This window comes from Nonomuraea sp. NPDC049714, assembly GCF_044465295.1.
In the GTDB taxonomy this organism is placed as follows: Bacteria; Actinomycetota; Actinomycetes; order Streptosporangiales; family Streptosporangiaceae; genus Nonomuraea.
On sequence record NZ_JBITLM010000007.1, the window covers coordinates 114917 to 135153 of the forward strand.

Consider the following 20237-nt stretch of genomic DNA (forward strand, 5'->3'; position numbering starts at 1 on the left):
GCCAGAAGACGCGATATCCGGAAGGAATGTTCGTGACTTCAGGAGCACTTGGCCGCATCGAGACGGAGCTGTCCGGTCTGCCTGAGGCGTTGCGCCGGGTCGGCGAGGTCATCCTCGCCGATCCTGCTGATGCGGCCAGGATGACCATCATCACGCTGGCCGAGCGCGCGGGCAGCTCGCCCGCGACCGTGACCCGGTTCTGCCGCGCCTTCGGCTTCTCCGGCTACGCCGAGCTGCGGGTGGCGCTGGCCACCGAGACCGGCAGGGCGGCCCAGGCGGGCTGGGGCGCGGGGGTGGGGCACGAGATCGGCCCGGACGACCCGATCGACGCGGCCATCGAGGTGATGGCCGCCGCCGACACCCGGCTCATCCAGGACACCGCCGCCCAGCTCGATCCGGGCGTGGTGGCCAAGGTCGCCGACGACATCATCGCCGCCCGCAGGGTGCTCCTGGTCGGCGTCTCCACCAGCGGCAACGTCGCGACCATGCTGGAGGGCCGGCTGCGGCGGATCGGCATCCCGTGCTGGAGCGCGGGCGACGCGCACGTCGCCCTGTCGGAGGCGGCCCTGATGAACGCCGAGGACATCGCGATCGGCATCAGCCACCGGGGCCGCACCCGCGAGGTCATGGAGGCGCTGGCCGAGGCGGGCAGCCACGGCGCCAGGACGGTCGCCGTCACCTCCTTCGCCCGTTCGCCGCTGGCCGAGCTCGCCGACCTGGTGCTGACGACGGCCAGCAGGGAGACCACGTTCCGGCTCGGCGGGCTGGCCGCGGTCCACTCGCAGCTGTTCGTGCTCGACGCCGTCTACGTGGCGGTCGCCCAGCGCACCTACGAGCGCACCAACCAGGCGTTCGAGCTCACGATCAGCGCGGTGGAGAGCCACCGCGTGGAGAGAGGCTAGATGACGTACGCATCCATGGCCCTGGAGCTGGCCCGTCAGGTCGCCGAGACGCAGGAGGAGCCGGTGCGGCGGGCGGCCGAGGCCGTCGTGGCGTCGCTGCGGGCGGGCGGCGTGGTCAACGCGTTCGGGTCGGGACACTCCGAGGCCATCGCCATGGAGATCGCGGGCCGGGCGGGCGGGCTGGTGCCGAGCAACCGGCTCACGCCCAAAGACCTGGTCCTGTACGGCGGTGAGCCGGCCAGTGTGCTCACCCCCGAGCTGGAGCGCGATCCGGCGGTCGCGCACCGCATCTACGAGCTGGCGCCGGTCGCGCCGCAGGACGTGTTCGTGCTGGTCTCCAGCTCGGGCGTGAACGGCACGGTGGTCGAGCTGGCCGCACTGGTGAAGGAGCGCGGTCACCAGCTGATCGCGATCACCTCGGTGAAGCACAGCATCCAGATGACCTCCCGGCACCCGTCGGGCGGCAAGCTGCTCGACCTGGCCGACATCGTGCTGGACAACGGCGCGCCCTACGGCGACGCCCTCATGGAGCTGCCCGGAGGCGGCAGCTACGGCGCGGTCTCCACGATCACTTCGGCGCTGCTGGCCCAGATGGTCGTCACCGAGGCCGTGGACATGCTGGTGGAGCTGGGGGAGACACCGCCGGTCTACCTGTCGGTAAACGTTACCGGCGGCGACGAGCACAACAAGGCCTTGGAGAGCCGCTACGCAGGACGCATCAGACGTGGAGCTTGACCAGTCAGGAGTAGTTCACATGCCCAACACCCCCCACAGCATCACCCGGCGCGCACTCCTGCGCGCCGCCGCCATCGCCCCCGTGGCGGGCGCGCTCGCCGCCTGCGCCACCCCGCAGACGCAGGCCCCCGCCTCGTCGGCCGCCCCGGTCGCGACCAGCGCCGCGAACCCCTTCGGCGTGGACGCCAAGAAGCCGCTGGAGGTGTGGATCTTCGACGGCGGCTTCGGCAACGCCTACGCCACGGACATCCACCAGCCGCTGTTCAAGACCAAGTATCCCGACGTGGCGATCAAGCACAACTCCACCAAGGAGATCACCAAGGTCCTGCAGCCGAGGTTCGCCGGCGGCAACCCGCCGGACGTCATCGACAACTCCGGCGCCAACGCCATGGACATGGGCGCGCTGGCCCAGGACGGCCAGCTCCAGGACCTGACCCCGATGCTGGACGCGCCGAGCTGGGACGACCCCGCCGTCAAGGTGAAGGACATCCTCGACCCGGCGGTGATCGAGTTCGGCACCTACGACGGCAAGTTCAGCGTGCTGGGCTACGTCAACTACATCCACGGCATCTGGTACTCCCAGAAGGTCTTCCGGGACAACGGCTGGACGGCGCCGACGACCTGGGACGAGTTCCTCAAGCTGTGCGAGACGATCAAGAAGTCCGGCAAGATGGCGCCGTTCACCTACGCCGGCAAGCACCCGCAGTACCTGTACGAGCCGCTGCTGACCATGGCCGCGAAGATCGGCGGCAACGAGGTCCTGGTCAACATCGACAACCTTGAGGACGGCGCCTGGTCCAGCGAGCCGATGAAGACGGCCGCCACCGCGTGGGCCGAGGTCGGGGCCAAGTATCTGATGGAGGGCACCGCCGGCCTGGACCACGTCCAGACCCAGACGGCGCAGAACAAGTACCAGGTGGCCATGCTGCCGTCCGGGTCGTGGCTGGAGAACGAGCAGAAGACCACCACGCCCGACGACTTCGAGTACGCCATGTTCCCCATCCCCGACTTCACCGACTCCGACAAGATGCCCCACGGCACCCTGCACACCCAGCCGGGCGAGTCGTTCATCGTCCCGGCCAAGGGCGCCAACCCGCAGGGCGGCATGGAGTACCTGCGGGCCATGCTGTCGAAGAAGGCGGCCGGCGACTTCAGCGAGCTGGTGCGTACGGTGTCGGTGGTCAAGGGCGCGGGCGACGGGCGTGAGCTGTCGCCCGGCGCGAAGAGCGCCACCGCGGCGCTCGCCGCCGCCGGCGCCAACACCGTCTACTACCGCTGGCGCACCTGGTACGCCCAGCTCCACGACGAGGCGGTCGCCGCCACCGGCCAGCTGATGACCGGCGGAGTCACCCCCGAGGAGTACGTGAACCGCCTGCAGAAGAAGGCGGATGAGATCAAGAACGACTCCTCGATCAAGAAGTACAAGCGCTGATGTTCAACACCTATCGCCGGGGCCTGTTCATCACCGCGTTCCTGGCGGCCCCGGTGACGCTCTACCTGGTCTACGTCATCTCGCCGTACGCCCAGGCGTTCTACATCGCGATGACCGACTGGCGAGGCGTGACCGCCACGCCGAACTTCGTCGGGCTGGACAACTTCGTCAGGCTCTTCTCCGACGGGATCTTCTGGAAGGCGGTCACGCACAACGCGGCGCTCCTCGTGCTGTTGCCGCTGGTGACGATCGTCATCGCCCTGTTCTTCGCGTTCCTCCTCAATGTGGGGCGCGAAGGGCGGGGCGTGGGCGGGGTCGCCGGGTCGAAGTTCTACCGGGTGCTGTTCTTCTTCCCCCAGGTGCTGGCCGTCACCGTGGTCGCGGTGCTGTTCCAGCAGGTGTTCAGGCCCGACGGCAGCGGCATGCTGAACGGGCCGCTGATGGCGCTGGGGGGCGGCCCGGTCGGCTTCCTGTCCGATCCGGACCTGGCGTTCTGGTCGGTGCTCGGCGTCATGGTGTGGCAGGCGGTCGGCTTCTACGTGGTGCTGTTCTCCGCCGGGCTGGCCTCCATCCCGAGTGACATGTTCGAGGCGGCGCAGATCGACGGGGCCGGGCGGGTCAGCCTGTTCTTCCGGATCACGCTGCCGCTGCTCTGGGACACGGTGCAGGTGGCCTGGGTCTACCTCGGCATCCTGGCGCTGGACGTGTTCGCGATCGTGTGGGTGATGACCGACCAGCACGGCGGCCCGGACTTCTCCACCACGGTCATGGCCACCGAGATCTACCGCAACGCCTTCCAGTACTTCCGCTTCGGCTACGCCTCGGCGCTGGGCGTCGTGATGTTCTTCTTCACCATCGGCTTCGCCATCCTGTCGCTGCGCCTGTCGCGTCGCGAAAGAATCGAGTACTAGAGATGACCTCGTGGACGGTCGCGAACTCCCGCAAGCTGGCCCGCCAGGAGAGCAGGCGGCGGCTGGGGCCGATGGCGATGCTGTCGCACCTGGCGCTGCTGCTGTGGACCGTGCTGACGGTGGTGCCGATCCTGTGGACGTTCCTGGCCTCGGTCAAGAGCGAGGACGAGATCTTCGGCAACGCCTGGTCGATGCCCGCCACCCTGCAGTGGGACAACTTCGCGCGGGCCTGGGAGCAGGCGCACATCGGCCAGTACATGATCAACAGTGTCGTGGTGGTGACCTTCAGCACGTTCGGCACCATGCTGTGCGGCGCGATGGCCGCCTACGTGCTGGCCCGCTACGCCTTCCGCGGCAACCGGGCCGTCTACCTCCTGTTCGTCTCCGGCCTGGCCTTCCCCGTGTACCTGGCGCTGACGCCGCTGTTCTTCGTGGTGCAGAACATGGGCAACGTGCCGCTGGTCGGGCCGTTCATCGGGCTCAACACGCATGCGGGCCTGGTGCTCGTCTACATCGCCTACTCGATGCCGTTCACGGTGTTCTTCCTGGCGGCGTTCTTCCGCACGCTGCCCACGGCGGTGGGGGAGGCGGCCATGGTGGACGGCGCGTCGCACACCCGCGTCTTCTTCCAGATCATGCTGCCGATGGCCAGGCCGGGCCTGGTGAGCATCACCATCTTCAACATCCTGGGCCAGTGGAACCAGTACCAGCTTCCGCTGGTGCTGCTGCAGGAGCGGGACAAGTGGGTGCTCACCCAGGGCATCGCGGACATCTCCACGGCCGCGGGCTACGACTCCGACTGGGCCGCCCTGTTCGCGGCGCTGACGCTGGCCATCCTGCCGATGCTGGTCGTCTACACGATCTTCCAGCGGCAGATCCAGGCCGGCCTGACCATGGGGGCGCTGAAGTAGAGCGGTCTCATGACGGCCGGGTGACCAGCAGCGGGTCGTCCAGGATGGCGGACACGGCGAAGCAGGTGGCGCCGTACAGCGCGGCGTCGCGCGCATGACCGGCGGCGCGCACCTCGAACGGCGGCGAGACCCGCAGCGTGTCGTGCGCGATCACCGGCCCGAGCCACTTCACCAGCCTGCCGAAGTGGCCGCCGAGGACGACCACCTGCGGGTTCAGCAGCATCCTGGCGTTCATGACGACGGAGTGGATCCGCTCGGCGGCCTCCTGCAGCGCCCGCAGGGTGGCGGCGTCTCTCCGCTCGGCGCGGTCGGCGAGCTCCTCCACGCCCCGCTCGTGCTCGCCGATGCCAGAACGATCCAGCAGGGCCCGCAGCGACACGTACCGTTCGAGGCAGCCGCGCCGGCCGCACGGGCAGGGGAGCCCGCCGGGCTCGACCTCCAGGTGACCGAGCTCGCCCGCCGCCCCGTGAGCGCCGTAGACCAGGCGGCCGTCCACCACGACGCCGCCGCCGGCGCCGATCCCGCCCGCCAGATAGATCAGATCGCGCACCCCGGTCAGGCGCAGCAGTTGATACTCGGCCCAGGTCTCCAGGTTGCCGTCGTTGACCAGGGCGACCGGCCCGATCCCGGGGGAGAGCTGCTCGCGCAGGGCGGGAAGCAGCGGCGCGAGCCGCCACCCGAACGGCACGCTGGTCACGATGCCGCGATCCGTCCAGCCCGGCACGGCGACCACGACCGACACGGTCCGCCCGTGCCACTCGCCCACCGCCCGGATGATCCGCTCGGCCAGCGCCTTGGCCATCTCGTCCGCCGTCGGCGCCCGCAGCCCGTGGGGCGCCCGCTCGTGGTAGCGCTCGCGCTCGGCCAGATCGGTGACCCGCACGGAGATGAACGCCGGATCCAGCCGGACCCCGACGGCCGCCACCGAGGTGTGCCCGAGCGTCAGCAGCCGCCGCGGGCGCCCGGCCGAGCCGGTGCCGCGCAGCCCCACCTCCTCGGCCAGCCCGTAGCCGATCAGCTCGCCGACCAGGCTGGTGACCGCCCCTGCGCCCAGCCCGGTGTCCGCGGACACCTCGATCCTGGAGCTCTGACCGTGATCGCGCAGGTGGTGCAGGACGAGGGAGAGATTGTGGCGCCGCAGGCTGAGCACGTCCGCTGCCCCGGAGTCCTTCACAGCGGAATTGTACGTTTCCTTGACCGAGGAAAACGGTGTGGCGGCGCACCGGTGTTCTCTGGTTTCCTGCGCATCATGACGTCGATATGGGTGGGCCGGCGAGTGCGGCTGCGGGCGATCGAGCCGGAGGAGAGGGAGGCGTTCCTCGCCTTCGACGAGGACACCGACGCGGCCAGGAACGGCTGGCGGATCCACCCGCCGCGCTCGGCGGAGCGGGCCAGGCAGTGGGCCGCCGAGCTGGCCGCCAAGGAGCCGGACCCGGACGAGTTCCGGCTGGTGATCGCCGGCCGGGACGGCGACGCCCCGGTCGGCATGATCCTCACCCACACGGTCGACCGCCACAACGGCACGTTCTCGTACGGCATCTCGATCGGCACCCCGCACCACCGCAAGGGCTACGCCGGTGACGCCATCGTGCTGCTGCTGCGCTACATGTTCCACGAGCGGGCCTTCCAGAAGGCCGACGCCAAGGTGTACGCCTCCAACGAGGCGTCGCTGGCGCTGCACCGGCGGCTGGGGTTCGTGGAGGAGGGCCGCCGGCGCCGCGCCCGCTTCGCCGCCGGCCGCTACGAGGACGAGATCCTGTTCGGCATGACGACGGAGGAGTTCACCGAGCGCTACGGGCGGTGAGCTCGGCCCGCAGCCTGCCGGTCGCCGCCACCACGTTGGCCAGTGCCGCCTCCACCTGCTCGTAGGTGCGGGTCTTCAGCCCGCAGTCCGGGTTGACCCAGACCCGCTCGGCGGGCAGCGCCGCCAGCGTCCTGCGCAGCAGCTCCTCGACCTCCTCGCCGGAGGGCACCCGGGGCGAGTGGATGTCGTACACGCCCGGCCCCAGCCCGCGGCCGAAGGAGCCGACCGCCTCCAGGATCCGCGCGCCGGACCTGGCCGATTCGATCGTCGTCACGTCGGCGTCCAGCCCGTCGATGGCGGCCAGGATCTCGCCGGCGTCGGAGTAGCACAGGTGGGTGTGGATCTGCGTGCTGTCACCCGCGCCCGAGGTGGCCCGGCGGTAGGCGGCCACCGCCCAGTCCAGATAGCCGGCCTGCCCGGCGCGGCGCAGCGGCAGCAGTTCGCGCAGCGCGGGCTCGTCCACCTGGATGATCGACAGTCCGGCCGCCTCCAGGTCGCGCACCTCCTCGCGCACCGCGTCCGCGACCTGGAACGTCACCTCGCGCAGCGGCAGGTCGTCGCGGACGAACGACCAGGCCACGATCGTGACCGGCCCGGTGAGCATGCCCTTGACCGGCTTGCCGGTGAGCGAGCCGGCGTGCCGGGCCCAGCGCACGGTGATCGGCTCGGGCCTGGCCACGTCGCCGTGCAGGATGGGCGGCTTGGTGCAGCGGGAGCCATAGGACTGCACCCAGCCGTTCCTGGTGACGGCGAAGCCGTCGAGGTGCTCGGCGAAGTACTGCACCATGTCGTTGCGCTCCGGCTCCCCGTGCACGAGCACGTCGAGCCCGAGTCGCTCCTGCAGCCGCACGACCCGCTCGATCTCGGCCTCCACCAGGCGCTCGTAGTCCTCGGTGGCCAGCGTGCCCGCCGCCGTGGCCGCGCGGGCCTGGCGCAGCTCGCCGGTCTGCGGGAACGACCCGATCGTGGTGATCGGCAGCACGGGCAGCCGCAGGTGCGCGGCCTGCGCCGCCGCGCGCACCTCGTACGGGCTGCGCTGCTCGACCGTCTCCGGCCGCGACCGTGGCGCCGGGCGCGTGACCGGCTCCGGCCCGTCGAAGCCGGTGCGCGCCAGCTCGACGACCTCGGCCACCTTCTGCTCGGCGAACGCCAGCCGCGCCGTCAGCTCCGGGTCCAGGTCCGGTTCGTCGCGGACGTCGTACGGCACATGCAGCAGCGAGCACGAGGTGCTGACCACCACGTGCGCGGCATGATCACGTACGGCGCGCAGCGCGTGCGCGGCCCGCTCCGGAGCCGTCCGCCACACCTCGCGCCCCGACACCACGCCCGCCACCACCGTCTTGCCCGCCAGCGCCGCGAGCCCGTCCACCTCGCCGTTCACCAGGTCGACCCCGATCGCCTCCACGGGGGTGGCGGCCAGGACCGGCAGCGCCTCACCCAGGTGACCGAAGTAGGAGGCGACGAACAGGGCGGGCCGCGCCGCCACGCCGCCGAGCCGCTCGTAGGCGGCGCGCACGGCGGCCAGCTCGGCCGGGCTGCGGTCGGCCACCAGCGCCGGCTCGTCGAGCTGCACCCACGCCACACCCTCGGCGGCCAGCGCGCCGAGCAACTCCTCGTAGCAGGCCAGCACGTCGTCCAGCCGGTCCAGCGCCGCGGCCGGGTCCGCCGACAGCAGCAGGAACGTGACCGGCCCGATCACCACGGGCCGCGTCTCGAACCCCAGCTCGCGCGCCTGCCGCAGCTCGGCGAGCGGCTTGGCGGCGTCCAGCTTGAAGACCGTCTCCGGGCCGACCTCCGGCACGATGTAGTGGTAGTTCGTGTCGAACCACTTGGTCATCCGCAGCGGCGCGACCCCGTCGGTGCCGCGCGCCATGGCGAAGTAGGGGTCGGCGGCGTCCCGATAGCGCTCCGGCACCGCGCCCAGCAGCACGGCGGTGTCCAGCACCTGGTCATACAGCGAGAACGTGTTGGACGGCAGCGCCGCCAGCCCCAGCTCGTCCAGCCTGCGCCAGGTGTCCGCCCTGATGGCGGCGCCCACCCGGTCCAGCTCGTCACGGCCGGTGCGGCCGTCCCAGTAGGACTCCAGCGCCCGCTTCAACTCCCTTCGCGGGCCGATCCTCGGGTAACCGAGCACGGTGGACTGCGGGAAACGGGACATGAGGGCTCCATGCGAGGTTCAGCGATTGATCGAGACGGTGGCATCCTGCACAGTCCGCCTGCCGTCATGCATCATGTATTCGTGGTGCTTATGCTCAAAGAGGTTCGCTGTTTCGCCGGGGTCGCCGCCCGGCTCAGCTTCTCGGGGGCCGCCGCCGACCTGGGCCTGTCCCAGCCGGCCATCAGCCAGGCCATCACCAGGCTGGAGCGCGCGACCGGGGTCAGGCTCTTCGAGCGTTCCGCCCGCGAGGTGCGCCTGACGGCCGCGGGTCTGGCGCTGCTGCCCTACGCCGAGCAGGTGCTCGAATCCGCCTCCGCGTTCACTGCGGAGGCGGCCCGGCTGGCCCGCCCTACTATTCACCTTGCTTATCCTCCGCTGATCGGCGCGCTGGCCGCCAGGATCGTCAGGAGGATGGCGAGCCGTACCCCGGCGATCGGCGTGGAGCTGCGCATGGCGGGACGGGCGGTCGCCTCGGCGGCGCTGGAGTCCGGCGAGGTCTCGGCGGCGATCCTGGCCATCCCGGCTCCGGCTAGGTTCGTCACGGCGGCGCGCTTCCACGTCACGGTGGACCACGTGGCCGTCCCCACCGGGCACGCCCTGGCGGGCAGGGCCGCGCTCGTGCCCGCCGACCTGGCCGGGCAGGCGGTGCTCACCCCGGACGGCAGGCCCTGGACCGGGCTGCCCGGCCACCGCCGGCTGCTGCCCGGCGACGACTTCGCCGCCGCCCTCGACCTGGTGGCGGCCGGTGCCGGGCTGCTGCCGATCCCGCAGCTCCTGGTCAGGACCGTACGGCGGGACGATGTCAGGTTCGTCCCGCTGGAGGCGCCCGACCTGCGCATCACCTACGCGCTGGCCTGGTCCAAGGATCGGGTCACGGGTGAGCTGCTCGCCCTGGTGCAGGCCGTACAGGACGCGTTGTGGACCCGGTGATGCCGGGACGGACGATCAACCGCCCGCCAGGTCGAAGGCGTGGCGGAGCGCCGCGTCCACGGCCGGCTAGGTGACCGGCAGGTTCTTCAGCGCCTCGCGTCGGCTCAGCCCTGAGATGCCCTTGGCCCGCACGTAGCGGACCACCTCGCGCGGGTCGGTCTTGGCGTACTCGCGCAGGGCCCAGCCGATCGCCTTGCGGGCGAAGAAGTCGTTGTCCGACAGGCTGGGCTCGATGCAGGCGAACAGCAGCGCGGTGTCGGTGCGGGACTTGAACCGGTTCTGGCACAGGATCGCGGTGCGCCGCTTCCACAGGTCGTCGTCGTGCGCCCACTGCAGCATCAACGGCCGCATGGAGTCGGGGAACGCGGTGAGCAGGGCGCCCATCCGGTGAGTGGCCAGCTCGTCCACCAGGTCCCACCAGGCACCGCTGACGATCATCTCCTCGTACATCGGCATCGTGTAGAGGGTTTGGTAGTCGCGGTAGAGGTGGTGGCCGGTGAGCTGGATCGCCGCGTAGAGCTCCTCGCGGTATTCGGCCTCCCGCCAGAGCGCGAGCACCGCCCGGCGCCACTCGGGCGCGCTGTCGATCCGGTGGGCGGCGAAAACCTGCCTGAGCATGGCCCGCCGGGGCACCGCCTGCACGCCCAGGAAGGGCATCTTGGACTTCATGTAGGCCTGCATGGTGGCGGCCTTGTCCGGCTGCGCGGCCTCTCGCAGCGCATGCCGCACCGCCTCACCGAGACTCATGCTCGCTGGGACGTCCGCTCACCGGTGGCCAGCCCGTCGAACAGCACGGTGATGTAGTGCTCGGCCAGCCCGGTCGTGTTGAGCCTGCCGCCGGGGCGGAACCAGCGCACCGCCACCCAGATGGTGTCGCGGATCATCCGGTAGGTCAGCTTGGGATCGACGTCGGGGCGGAAGAGCCCGACGCCCTGCCCCGCCTTGATCTGCGCGACCCACATCTGCTCCACCTCCTCCTCGGCCTTCACCAGATAGTTGAACCGCTCGAACTGACGGAGATAGTTCCAGTCGTTCTGCATCACGGTGATCGCGGCGCGATGCGGCTCCAGCGTGCCGAAGCCGATGCGCACCATCTCCGACAGGACCGTGCGCGGGTCTCCGCCGGTCTCGAGGGCCGCGCGGTAGCGGGCGATGAGATCATCGAGGAAGGTGGAGAGCACCTCGTCGACGATCGTCTCCTTGGAGTCGAAGTGGTGATAGAGGCTGCCCGACAGGATGCCGGCCTCTTCGGCGATCTCGCGTACGGTCGTGGCCTGAAAGCCCTTGCGCGCGAAGAGCTCCGCCGCGAGCTTGACGAGATGGTCACGGCGCTCGGACGCGGGGCCCGAGGAGTTGGCTCGCTGGCGCTTCGCCGGAGCGGCGGTGCCCGCGGAGTTCTTTCGCGTTGTCACGTACTCATTATGGGCCCTCAGACAATCGCTTGTTCACCTAACCGGCCCAGCTCATCGCTGCGGCCAAGCGCTTGATTGGCGACGGCCTCCGGACCGGTCGGCCGGCCCGGCCGGGCGGGACGGGGCTGGGCGCGGCGGCGGAGTTCGTCAGGGGAGGAGATGGGCTGACGTTCGAAAATGCCTCTAGCAAATAAGAAACTTTCCTATTAGATTTCGAGTCATGTCCAAGAGCGGTGACCTCCTCAACATGGCCGACGCCGTGCTCCTGCCGGGTTTCGCGGGTCACACCCCGCCGGACTGGGTGCGCCGCAGACTCGCCGAGGGCCTGGCCGGCGTCGTGCTGTTCTCCCGCAACATCGCCGATCCGGCCCAGGTCGCCCGGCTGACGGCGGCGCTGCGCGCGGAGAACCCCGCCGCCCTGGTCGGCACCGACGAGGAGACCGGCGAGGTGACCAGGCTCGAAGTCCTCACCGGCAGCACCCGCCCCGGCGGCTACGCGCTCGGCGTGGTGGACGACGTGGCGCTGACCGAGGCGCTCGCCGCGGACCTGGGCCGGGACCTGGCCGCAGCCGGCATCACCATCGACTTCGCGCCCTCGGCCGACGTGAACTCCAACCCGGACAACCCCGTCATCGGCCTGCGGGCCTTCGGCGCCGACCCCGACGTGGTCTCCCGCCACACCCGGGCCTTCGTCCGTGGCATGCAGTCCGCCGGTGTGGCCGCGTGCGCCAAGCACTTCCCCGGCCACGGCGACACCTCGGTGGACTCCCACCACGGCGTGCCCATGGTGGCCTCCGGCGGGATCGAGGACGCCCTGCGGCCGTTCCGCGCGGCCATCGAGGAGGGAGTCCGGTCCATCATGACCGGCCACCTCCTGGTCCCCACCTACGACCCCGAGCTGCCCGCCACGCTCAGCCCCAAGGTGCTCACCGGGCTGCTCCGTGAGGAGCTCGGCTTCGACGGCATGATCGTCACCGACGGGATCGAGATGGCCGCCGTCTCCGGGAGGCACGGCATCGGCGGGGCCTCCGCGCGCGCCATCGCCGCCGGCGCCGACGCCATCTGCATCGGCGGTGAGCGGGCCGACGAGGCGACCGCGATCGGGGTGCGCGACGCCATCGCCGCTGCCGTGACCGAAGGACTGCTGCCCGAGGAGCGCCTGGCAGACGCCGCACGCAGGGTCCGCGAGCTGGCCGTCTGGACCACCTCCTCGGGCAGCGCCCCCAGCGCGAACGGCCACCTGGGCCTGACCGCGGCCCGCCGCGCCGTCCGCGTCACCCGCAGGTCCAGCGCCGCCGTGCTGCCGCTCACCACCGCACCGCACGTGGTGGAGCTGTCGCCGGAGATGAACCTGGCCATCGACAAGGGCACCCCCTGGGGAGTGGCGGGGCCGCTGGCCGCGCTGCTGCCCGGCACCACCGTGACCAGGTTCGCCGCCGGTCAGGCCACCGGGGCCGCGATCGAGGACCTGCTGGCCGGCGCGGTCGGACGCCCGCTCGTGCTCGTGGTCCGCGACGTGCACCGCCACCCCTGGCAGGGCGAGGCGCTGCGCCACCTGCTCAGCGCCCGGCCCGACGCCGTCGTGGTGGAGATGGGCCTGCCCGCGCGCTCCGACCTGGGCGCGGTGCACATCGCCACGTACGGCTCCGCGATGGTCTGCGGCCGCGCCGCCGCCGAGGTGATCACCGGCAGCTTGACCGCCCGCGTCTGACTGCCCGCAGTCGACCGGTAGCGTCTGAAACCGTGAACTTCGACGGCGAGGATCTGTCCCGTAAATCCCTGACGGACCGGCTCGCGCCGGACGAGACGCACTTCTTCCAGGGCTGCGACCTCACCGAGGCCGACCTGTGGGGAGCCTCCCTGGCCGGGGCGCGCTTCGAGTCGTGCGTGCTGGAGCAGACCGACTTCCGCAAGGCCGACCTTGACGGGGCCGTCTTCAGCGGCGGCGGCGGGATGGGCGTCAGGTTCAGCGACGCCGACCTCATCGACGTGACGTTCACCAACGTCGACCTGTCCTCCGCGCAGTTCGGCGGCGCGCTGCTGACCGACGCGTCCTTCACCGGCTGCCGCCTGATCGGCGCCTCGCTCACCGGCTCGCGCGGCACCGGGTTCAAGGTCACCCGCTCCAATCTCACCCTGGCCAACCTCGGCGGCTGCTCGATGCGCGGCGACCTCATCGAGGGCGTCCGCTTCGACGAGGCCGACCTGTCCGGCTGCGACTTCACCGAGGCCACCTTCAGCGACTGCAGGCTGCGCGGCGCCAAGCTGCTGAAGACCGTCTTCGCCCGGTCCGACCTGCGCGGCGCCGACCTGGGGGAGATCGACGACGCCAGGCTGTACGCTTTCGCCGGCGCGACCATCAACCGGGCCCAGGCCGACGCCATCCTCGCCGCCCGGGGCATCAACGTGATCTGACGCCCTGAGGCGCGGCGCCGCCCGAGGCTCAGCGCGGCGCGCCCAGAGCTCAGCGCAGGGCTGAACGGGCCGCGGGTGCGAGTCGGAGGCGGCGAGGCGGTGCGGTGAGGTACTTCTCCAGCGCCGGCACCTCCACCACGCGCTCGTCCCGCGCCCGCTCAAAGCGGGCGAACCACACAAAAACCTCCTCACCTGTACGTACGGGCAGCGCCGGATAGGTGTTGACCGCGTGCTCGCTCTCGAAGCAGGCGACCGGCGCCGCCCCGCCCTCGGCCAGCACCGGCTCCACCTGCCCGGCGAAGAACTCGCGGAACGACCCGACGGCGCCCGGTTCGACGTGGCAGATCGTGGCCACGTACAACGAGGAGGGCAGCGACGACGACGGCGAGGACCGCAGTGACGACGGCAGTGACGACGGTGGCGAGGCGGGCGCCGCGGGCGGGCGCGGTGATCGCTGGAAGCCGTGGCCGGCCGGGCGCAGCAGGAGGACGTCGTCGGAGTCGATCAGGGTGGCGTTGGCCGCGTCGCGGTTGGCCTTCCAGACCGGGCCGCCGTAGAAGGCGGACAGGGCCGCCCGGCGGCTGTCCATGTCCGCGAACGCCCGCAGCCAGGGGAAGGTGTCGGGCGCGTCAGGGTCGCGGAAGTGGCCCACGACGTCCATCCCGGCGCTCTCCTGCGCCTCCACGAACTCGCGCTCGAACAGCTCGATCAGCGTGTCACGCATGCCGGGGCGCAGTGTGTACTGCCGCAGCTCGTAGATCATGCGGCCGACGGTATGGCGCTGTCACTGACATCCCTTGTCAGTGACTTTGCCAGAAGAATCTTCTGATTACTTTAAGCTACCGATTAATGACCCACGGTTATATAGTCGCTGTGACCTTGATCCTCATGGGTCAAGACAGGTCAAGGGGGTTGTGGCATGCCTTCGGGCCCTGGCGTTCCACCGCCTCTCGAAGCCAACGGCGAAGGAGCTCAAGTGATCAGAAAGCTGTGCGTCACCGGTGCCGTGGTCGCGGCAGCGGCGGGCGTCACGCTGCTGGCCGTCCCCGCGCACGCGGACAGCCGCGCCGACAACCGAAGCCGCAACACCGAGGCCTGGCAGTCGGGGAACAACTTCGCGGACATCGCCATGGTCAACCGAGGCTGGGGTTGGTCCACCAACGTCAACAACCTCAACGGCATCGCCACGACCGCGACGAACGACAGCATCGCCGTGACCTACATCTTCTACTAGACCGATCACGGCTTCCTGCCCGCCGGACCCAGGGTCCCGGCGAGCGTCTGACCTCTCTCGACCTAACCTCTGTGGAAGGAAATCGACATGATCAAGAAGCTCAGCGTGACCGGGTTCGTCGTTGTCGCCGCCGCGGGTCTCACCCTCCTGTCCGCCCCGGCCTACGCCGACACTGACAACCGCAACTCCAGCCGTAACGACGAGACCTCGCAGTCGGGCAACAACTTCGCCAACATCGGCGCGGCCAACTTCGGTGGCCGTGGCTCGACCAACGTCAACAACATCAACGGCAACGCCGCTGTCGCCTCCGATGACAGCCGGGCGGGCTTCGGCGTCCGCGTCGACTAGCCCGATCCCGGCACGCGCGCCCGCGCTCGGCGCGGAGCGCGGGGGCGTGTGCCCACGCGGGCTCATCCCGGCGTCGGCATTAGCATCGCCGGATGACTACCTGCGCATATGTGACGTTCGATGATCATGACGACCATGATGACGAGCGGAAGCCGGCCCTCGACGCCTGGCATACGGCCGGCATCGAGGGCCGGACCGAACGCTGGGACGATCCTGGCGTCGACTGGGCCGCCTATGACGCCGTCGTGGTCCGTTCGGTCTGGGACTACGTCGACCGCAGGGCCGAGTTTCTCTCCTGGGCCCGCCGGGTGGAGTCCGTCACCCGCCTGCTGAACCCGGCCGCCGTCCTTGCCGCCAACACCGACAAGACCTACCTGCGCGACCTCGGGGTGCCGATCGTGCCCACGCACTGGTCGTCACAGGAGTTGCCGCATTGGGACGACTACGTCGTCAAGCCCGCGATCTCCGCCGGCGCTCGCGACACGATCCGCACCGCCGACCGCGACCGCGCTCAGGCGCACGCCGCCGCCCTGGAGAGCGCCGGGCGCACGCCCATGGTCCAGCCCTACCTCGACATGGTCGAGTCCGAGGGCGAGACCTCGCTCCTCTACTTCAACCGCCGCTTCAGCCACGCCGTCCGCCGCACGCCGATGCTCGCCCCCGGCATGACCGGCGCGGACAACGTACGGGCGCAGTCGCGCACACCGGCCCCGGACCAGGTCGAACTCGCGGAGAAGGTGCTTGCCGCCATCCCTCAGGCCCTTCTGTACGCCAGGATCGACCTGGTCCGGCTTCATGACGGCGGCCCGGCGGTCATCGAGGTCGAGCTGACGGAGCCGTACCTCTATCTGCGTCAGGAGCCCGGGGCGGCGCAGCGCCTCGCCGAGGCGCTGTGCGAGCTGCTCAGCAGGTGAGGCCGCCGTCGACCGGGATGACGGTGCCGGTCAGGTAGGCGCCGGCGCGGGAGGCCAGGAAGATGGCCGCGCCGGCCATGTCGTCCGGACGGCCGATGCGGCCCAGAGGGATGCCGGCGGCGATGGCCTCCCGGGTCGCCGGGTCGTCGAGGGCGAAGGCCATCATCTTGGACTCGAACGGCCCGGGGGCCAGCGCGTTGACCGTGATGTGCTCGGCGGCCAGCTGCTTGGCGAGGTGCCTGGTCAGCATGTGGACGCCCGACTTGGAGGCCGAGTAGGCGAAGGTCTCCATCTCCGGCACCCTGATCCCGTCGATGGATCCCACGTTGATCACCCGGGCCGGGTCCTCCGCGCCGGCCGCCTGCCGCAGCTGGGGCAGGAAGCGCTGGGTCACGTAGAAGACGCCCTTGACGTTGATGTCCCAGAGCTTGTCGAAGGCGTGCTCGGGATAGTCGGCCAGGGGTGCGCCCCAGGTGGCGCCGGCGTTGTTGACCAGCACGTGCACCGGCCCGTCGACGGCCGACACCAGCGTCTGCACCCCCTCGGGCGTGGACAGGTCCGCGACCACCGAGGAGCAGCCCAGCTCGGCGGCCGTTTTCTCCACTTCGGCGGCCTTACGCGCGGAGATGTGCACGTGTGCGCCCGCCTCGACGAAACCGGCCGCGATCATGCGTCCGATGCCCCGTGAACCGCCCGTGACGACGACGGTCTTGCCTTCCACCGAGAACAGATTCATGTCTCGGAAGCATGCCATACCGACCGGTCGGTTGCCATGGCCGGTCAGACTCCGGGCAGCCGGCCGTTGCGGAACAGGTCGACGAACCGCTGATGGTCCTCCCGGGCCCGCGCGCCGTACCGGTGGGCGAAGTCCACCAGCGCCTCGGCGAACCCGGCCCGGTCGTCGCCCACCACCGCCACGATCGCCTCCTCGGTGGAGAAGCTCACCAGGTCGTGACTGGACTCGTCGTCGGCCACCGAGTGCATGCGCGCCACCGCGCTGCCCAGGTCCCGCACGATCGCCTCCAGCTCCGCCGGCTCGTTGACGTCGTCCCAGTCGAGATCCGCGGAGTACGGCGACACCTCGGCCACGAGCTGCCCCACACCGCCCAGCGTGGTGTAGCCGAGCCAGGGATCGGCGTAGGCCTGCAGGGCCCGCTGCGACTCGGCCGTGCGGTGCCCCTGGTGGTGGAAGTAGTGGGTCACTTTCTCATCGGTGATGTGCCGTGCCACCGCGGGCACCTGCGCCTGCTTCATGTAGAGGATGACGTCGTTCTCCAGCGCCTGTGAGGTCCCCTCCAGCAGGAGGTTGTAGGAGGGCAGCCCGGCCGAGCCGATGCCCACGCCCTTGCGCAGAGCCACGTCCTTGATCAGGTGCTCCACCGGGCTCGACGGCGTCGGCAGCGTCGTCAGATAGTCCTCGAAGGCGGCCAGCACCTGCGCCCGGGTCCCCGGCTCGACGGGCTCGCGCCCCTCCATGAACGCGAAGCGCCGGTCGTACTCCTCGACCACCGTCTCCACCTCCAGCATCGCCACCCGCGTGCGCAGCCGGGCCGTCTGCAGCACCCGGTGCAGCACTCCCGAGGTGGTGTCGAGCGTGAGCGCCCCGATGGCGTCGTCGCCGCCGCGCGCGATGGCGGCCAGTTCGGTCAGGTAGGCCCCGGCGAAGCCGCCGACGAGCCCGCCGATCACCTCGTCCGACAGCGCCTTGGCGTACCCCAGCAGCGCCACGCTGGCGGCGAAGCGCTTGAGATCCCAGATGTACGGCCCGACGTAGGCCTCGTCGAAGTCGTTGACGTTGAACACGAGCACGCCCGAGGCGTTCATGTAGGTGCCGAAGTTCTCCGCGTGCAGGTCGCCGTGGATCCACACCCGGCTGGTCGCCGGGTCGAGATAGGACTCGTCGGCGTACGGCCCGGTCAGGTCCGCGTAGAACAGGGCCGCGCTGCCCCGGTAGAACGCGAAGGGGGAGGCCGCCATCTTCCGGAACTTCCTCCTGAAAGCGGGAGGATCAAGCTTGATCGATTCGCCGAACTCCGTCATGAGGACGTCGAGCAGGAAGGAGGAGCGTGTGCTCATACCCTGGACAGTAGATCCCGCCTGCCCCTTCTGACCAGCAGGGTCACTCGGCGAAGCCGCCGTAGCCGCCCCGGTAGAACACCAGCGGGCCGCCGTCGGCGTGGGTGTCGAGCTGCAGCACCCGGGCGACCACGATCACGTGATCCCCGGCCGGGTGCTCGGCCTCCACCACGCAGTCGAGCCAGGCCAGCGCGCCGTCGAGCACCGGGTTGCCGCCGGGGGAGCCGGTCCAGCGCAGCCCGGCGAACTTGTCGCCGCCCCTGGTCGCCATCTGCGCGCAGACGGCCTGCTGGTCCTCGGCCAGCACGTTCACGGTCAGCGCCTTCGCGCCGCGCACTCGGGGCCAGCTCGTGCTCGTGTGCGCCACGCAGAACGCCACGAGCGGCGGGTCGAGCGACACCGAGGTGAAGGAGTTGGCCGCCAGGCCGCAGGGCCTGCCGTCCACCGGGTCCAGGGCGGTGATCGCCACCACTCCGGTGGCGAACCGGCCCAGCACCGATCTGAACGTCCTGCTGTCGAGATGGCCGTCTTCTCGGCGACTGCCGTTGGAAGGGCCGGTCGGCATGGCGGCTCCGTCGCGAGTCCTGCGCTGGCGAGGCGGCAACGGAGCGACCCGCCGCTCCGGCGCGATCACCCCGGCCGGCGCGAGCGCGGCCGGTGGCGTGCGCGGCGCGATCGTTCCCGGCGTGATCGTGCCCGGAGCGATCGTTTCCGGTGCGATCAGACCGGTGGCGTGCGTGCCCATGGTCGCCTCCTCTTCACCTGACGCGCCTATCATACCAAGCGCTTGCTTGGACGGTAGGCGCGCGGCCGAAGGGCTGTCAAGCGGAATGGCGTACGCGTTGACATGGTCTGAATTCTCCGCCTAGCGTGACGGTGTGGCCAAGCGCTTGCTTGAATTCCGGGATCGCACGGCCGTGGCCGGAGTGGGATACACGGCCTTCACCAAGGACTCCGGCGTCAGCACGCTCACCCTGGCCTGCCGCGCGATCATGGCCGCGCTCGACGACGCCGGGCTCGGCCCCGGGGACGTGGACGGCCTGGCCACCCACCGGGTGGGGGACTCCGCCGCCCCCTCGGTGGTCGGCCCCGCACTCGGCGTGCACGATCCCGCCTGGCACCTGGACCAGTTCGGCGGCGGCAGCGTCTCGCACGCGGTGGTCGGCCAGGCGGCGCTCGCGGTGGCGGCGGGACTGGCCGAGACCGTGGTCTGCTACCGGGCCATCAACGCCCGCTCGGAGTTCCGCATGGGCGGCACCGGCCGGGGGCTGCCGGTCAGCCCGGAGGTCCAGTTCCAGGCCCCGTACGGCTACTTCGCGCCGCCGCAGCAGTACGCGATGTACGCCCGAGCCCACATGCTGAAATATGGCACTAAAGCCGAGCATTTCGGGCACATTGCCGTCACCCAGCGCGCGTCGGCCGCCAAGAACCCGCGCGCCCTCATGCGCACCCCCATCACCCTCGACGACTATCTGGCCGCCCGGTGGATCGCCGAACCGTTCAGGCTCCTTGACTGCTGCCTGGAAACCGACGGCGCCTGCGCCCTGGTCATCACCACGGCCGAGCGTGCCCGTGGACTGCGCCGCCCGCCGGTGCTCATCTCGGCCGCCGCGTGGGGCGGCGGCGCCTCCCACCTCTCGGGCGGCGCCGCCGACCCGACCACCTCCGCCGCCGCCGGCCTCGCCCCGCGCCTGTACGCCCAGGCGGGGCTGGGGCCCTCGGACATCGACGTGGCGGAGCTCTACGACTGCTTCACCTACTCCGTGCTCGTCCAGCTGGAGGACTACGGCTTCTGCGCCAAGGGCGAGGGCGGCCCGTACGCGGTCTCCGACGGCCGCCTCCCGGTCAACACCCACGGTGGCTTCCTGTCCGAGGGGTACGTCCACGGCATCAACCACATCGCCGAGGCCGTGTCCCAGCTCCGGGGCGACGCGGCCGACCGCCAGGTGCCCGGCGCCGAGGTGGCCCTGTCCACCGCCCAGCCCGGCTACATCCTGCCCGCCACCTCCGCCCTCATCCTCACCCGAGGCTGAGCGCGCCCTCCGGCAGAAAGGC

General features: G+C 70.7%; 21 protein-coding genes. 13 read left to right on the forward strand and 8 right to left on the reverse strand.

Translation table 11 applies throughout. The features are described from left to right. Positions 1 to 26: 26 nt before the first annotated feature. From ACIBQX_RS26705 to ACIBQX_RS26725, 5 genes are read left to right on the forward strand one after another with little or no spacing between them, the layout of a single operon-like run. On the forward strand, positions 27 to 902 hold the full coding sequence (locus ACIBQX_RS26705; protein WP_397009051.1) for a MurR/RpiR family transcriptional regulator: 876 nt from the start codon (positions 27 to 29) through the stop codon (positions 900 to 902). Further along, positions 903 to 1637 carry a sugar isomerase domain-containing protein gene (locus ACIBQX_RS26710; RefSeq protein ID WP_397009053.1) on the forward strand — a complete coding sequence of 245 codons (735 nt, stop codon included), beginning with the start codon at positions 903 to 905 and terminating at the stop codon, positions 1635 to 1637. It abuts the gene before it with no gap. A 19-nt stretch (positions 1638 to 1656) separates the two neighbouring features. Continuing rightward, a complete protein-coding gene (ngcE, locus tag ACIBQX_RS26715; RefSeq protein ID WP_397009055.1) occupies positions 1657 to 3069 on the forward strand; it encodes an N-acetylglucosamine/diacetylchitobiose ABC transporter substrate-binding protein in 1413 nt (470 codons plus the stop codon). Then, positions 3069 to 3980 carry a carbohydrate ABC transporter permease gene (locus ACIBQX_RS26720; RefSeq protein ID WP_397009057.1) on the forward strand — a complete coding sequence of 304 codons (912 nt, stop codon included), beginning with the start codon at positions 3069 to 3071 and terminating at the stop codon, positions 3978 to 3980. Before ngcE ends, ACIBQX_RS26720 begins: the two co-directional genes overlap by 1 nt. A 2-nt stretch (positions 3981 to 3982) precedes the next feature. Further along, complete coding sequence (locus tag ACIBQX_RS26725; RefSeq protein ID WP_397009059.1) at positions 3983 to 4891, forward strand: carbohydrate ABC transporter permease; 909 nt, start codon at positions 3983 to 3985, stop codon at positions 4889 to 4891. A gap of 7 nt (positions 4892 to 4898) precedes the next feature. Here the strand turns inward: ACIBQX_RS26725 and ACIBQX_RS26730 are convergent, their stop codons facing one another. After that, positions 4899 to 6065: an ROK family protein gene (locus ACIBQX_RS26730; protein ID WP_397009061.1), complete on the reverse strand. Its 1167-nt coding sequence runs from the start codon at positions 6063 to 6065 to the stop codon at positions 4899 to 4901. 75 nt (positions 6066 to 6140) lie between these two features. Between ACIBQX_RS26730 and ACIBQX_RS26735 the strand changes: the two genes are divergently transcribed. Then, positions 6141 to 6695: a GNAT family N-acetyltransferase gene (locus ACIBQX_RS26735; RefSeq protein ID WP_397009063.1), complete on the forward strand. Its 555-nt coding sequence runs from the start codon at positions 6141 to 6143 to the stop codon at positions 6693 to 6695. Here ACIBQX_RS26735 and metE read toward each other — a convergent pair. Next, positions 6673 to 8853, reverse strand: coding sequence for a 5-methyltetrahydropteroyltriglutamate--homocysteine S-methyltransferase (metE, locus tag ACIBQX_RS26740; RefSeq protein WP_397009065.1), 2181 nt, complete (start codon positions 8851 to 8853; stop codon positions 6673 to 6675). The two genes, ACIBQX_RS26735 and metE, sit on opposite strands and share 23 nt — an antisense overlap. A 90-nt stretch (positions 8854 to 8943) precedes the next feature. Here metE and ACIBQX_RS26745 point away from each other — a divergent pair, with 90 nt between their 5' ends. Continuing rightward, positions 8944 to 9783 (forward strand): LysR family transcriptional regulator, encoded by an 840-nt coding sequence (locus ACIBQX_RS26745; RefSeq protein WP_397009794.1) that lies wholly within the window; start codon positions 8944 to 8946, stop codon positions 9781 to 9783. A gap of 66 nt (positions 9784 to 9849) precedes the next feature. On the opposite strand, the gene ACIBQX_RS26750 is transcribed toward ACIBQX_RS26745, so the two are convergent. Beyond that, positions 9850 to 10530 (reverse strand): DNA alkylation repair protein, encoded by a 681-nt coding sequence (locus tag ACIBQX_RS26750; RefSeq protein ID WP_397009067.1) that lies wholly within the window; start codon positions 10528 to 10530, stop codon positions 9850 to 9852. After that, complete coding sequence (locus ACIBQX_RS26755; RefSeq protein ID WP_397009069.1) at positions 10527 to 11195, reverse strand: TetR/AcrR family transcriptional regulator; 669 nt, start codon at positions 11193 to 11195, stop codon at positions 10527 to 10529. The genes ACIBQX_RS26750 and ACIBQX_RS26755 overlap by 4 nt, the downstream gene beginning before the upstream one ends. Positions 11196 to 11415: 220 nt before the next feature. Between ACIBQX_RS26755 and ACIBQX_RS26760 the strand changes: the two genes are divergently transcribed. Both ACIBQX_RS26760 and ACIBQX_RS26765 read left to right on the forward strand, forming a co-directional pair. After that, positions 11416 to 12906, forward strand: coding sequence for a glycoside hydrolase family 3 protein (locus tag ACIBQX_RS26760; RefSeq protein ID WP_397009071.1), 1491 nt, complete (start codon positions 11416 to 11418; stop codon positions 12904 to 12906). A gap of 32 nt (positions 12907 to 12938) precedes the next feature. Further along, entirely contained in the window at positions 12939 to 13610 is a 672-nt protein-coding gene (locus ACIBQX_RS26765) for a pentapeptide repeat-containing protein (protein WP_397009073.1), read from the forward strand. A gap of 49 nt (positions 13611 to 13659) precedes the next feature. On the opposite strand, the gene ACIBQX_RS26770 is transcribed toward ACIBQX_RS26765, so the two are convergent. Continuing rightward, on the reverse strand, positions 13660 to 14373 hold the full coding sequence (locus tag ACIBQX_RS26770; protein ID WP_397009075.1) for an NIPSNAP family protein: 714 nt from the start codon (positions 14371 to 14373) through the stop codon (positions 13660 to 13662). Positions 14374 to 14586: 213 nt separating this feature from the next. On the opposite strand from ACIBQX_RS26770, the gene ACIBQX_RS26775 reads away from it, so the two are divergent. From ACIBQX_RS26775 to ACIBQX_RS26785, 3 genes are all read left to right on the forward strand, one after another. After that, positions 14587 to 14844, forward strand: a complete 258-nt coding sequence (locus ACIBQX_RS26775) for a hypothetical protein (protein WP_397009077.1) — start codon at positions 14587 to 14589, stop codon at positions 14842 to 14844. A gap of 87 nt (positions 14845 to 14931) precedes the next feature. Continuing rightward, on the forward strand, positions 14932 to 15192 hold the full coding sequence (locus ACIBQX_RS26780; protein WP_397009079.1) for a hypothetical protein: 261 nt from the start codon (positions 14932 to 14934) through the stop codon (positions 15190 to 15192). Between the two features lie 92 nt (positions 15193 to 15284). Continuing rightward, positions 15285 to 16106 carry a RimK family alpha-L-glutamate ligase gene (locus ACIBQX_RS26785; RefSeq protein ID WP_397009080.1) on the forward strand — a complete coding sequence of 274 codons (822 nt, stop codon included), beginning with the start codon at positions 15285 to 15287 and terminating at the stop codon, positions 16104 to 16106. On the opposite strand, the gene ACIBQX_RS26790 is transcribed toward ACIBQX_RS26785, so the two are convergent. The 3 genes from ACIBQX_RS26790 to ACIBQX_RS26800 are packed head-to-tail and all read right to left on the reverse strand — an operon-like array spanning position 16096 to position 18927. Continuing rightward, a complete protein-coding gene (locus ACIBQX_RS26790) occupies positions 16096 to 16842 on the reverse strand; it encodes an SDR family oxidoreductase (RefSeq protein WP_397009082.1) in 747 nt (248 codons plus the stop codon). The two genes, ACIBQX_RS26785 and ACIBQX_RS26790, sit on opposite strands and share 11 nt — an antisense overlap. A gap of 44 nt (positions 16843 to 16886) precedes the next feature. Beyond that, positions 16887 to 18182 (reverse strand): DUF2252 domain-containing protein, encoded by a 1296-nt coding sequence (locus ACIBQX_RS26795; protein WP_397009084.1) that lies wholly within the window; start codon positions 18180 to 18182, stop codon positions 16887 to 16889. Positions 18183 to 18225: 43 nt separating this feature from the next. Continuing rightward, complete coding sequence (locus tag ACIBQX_RS26800; RefSeq protein ID WP_397009086.1) at positions 18226 to 18927, reverse strand: flavin reductase family protein; 702 nt, start codon at positions 18925 to 18927, stop codon at positions 18226 to 18228. Positions 18928 to 19060: 133 nt separating this feature from the next. On the opposite strand from ACIBQX_RS26800, the gene ACIBQX_RS26805 reads away from it, so the two are divergent. Then, positions 19061 to 20215, forward strand: coding sequence for a thiolase C-terminal domain-containing protein (locus ACIBQX_RS26805; protein ID WP_397009088.1), 1155 nt, complete (start codon positions 19061 to 19063; stop codon positions 20213 to 20215). Positions 20216 to 20237 lie beyond the last annotated feature (22 nt).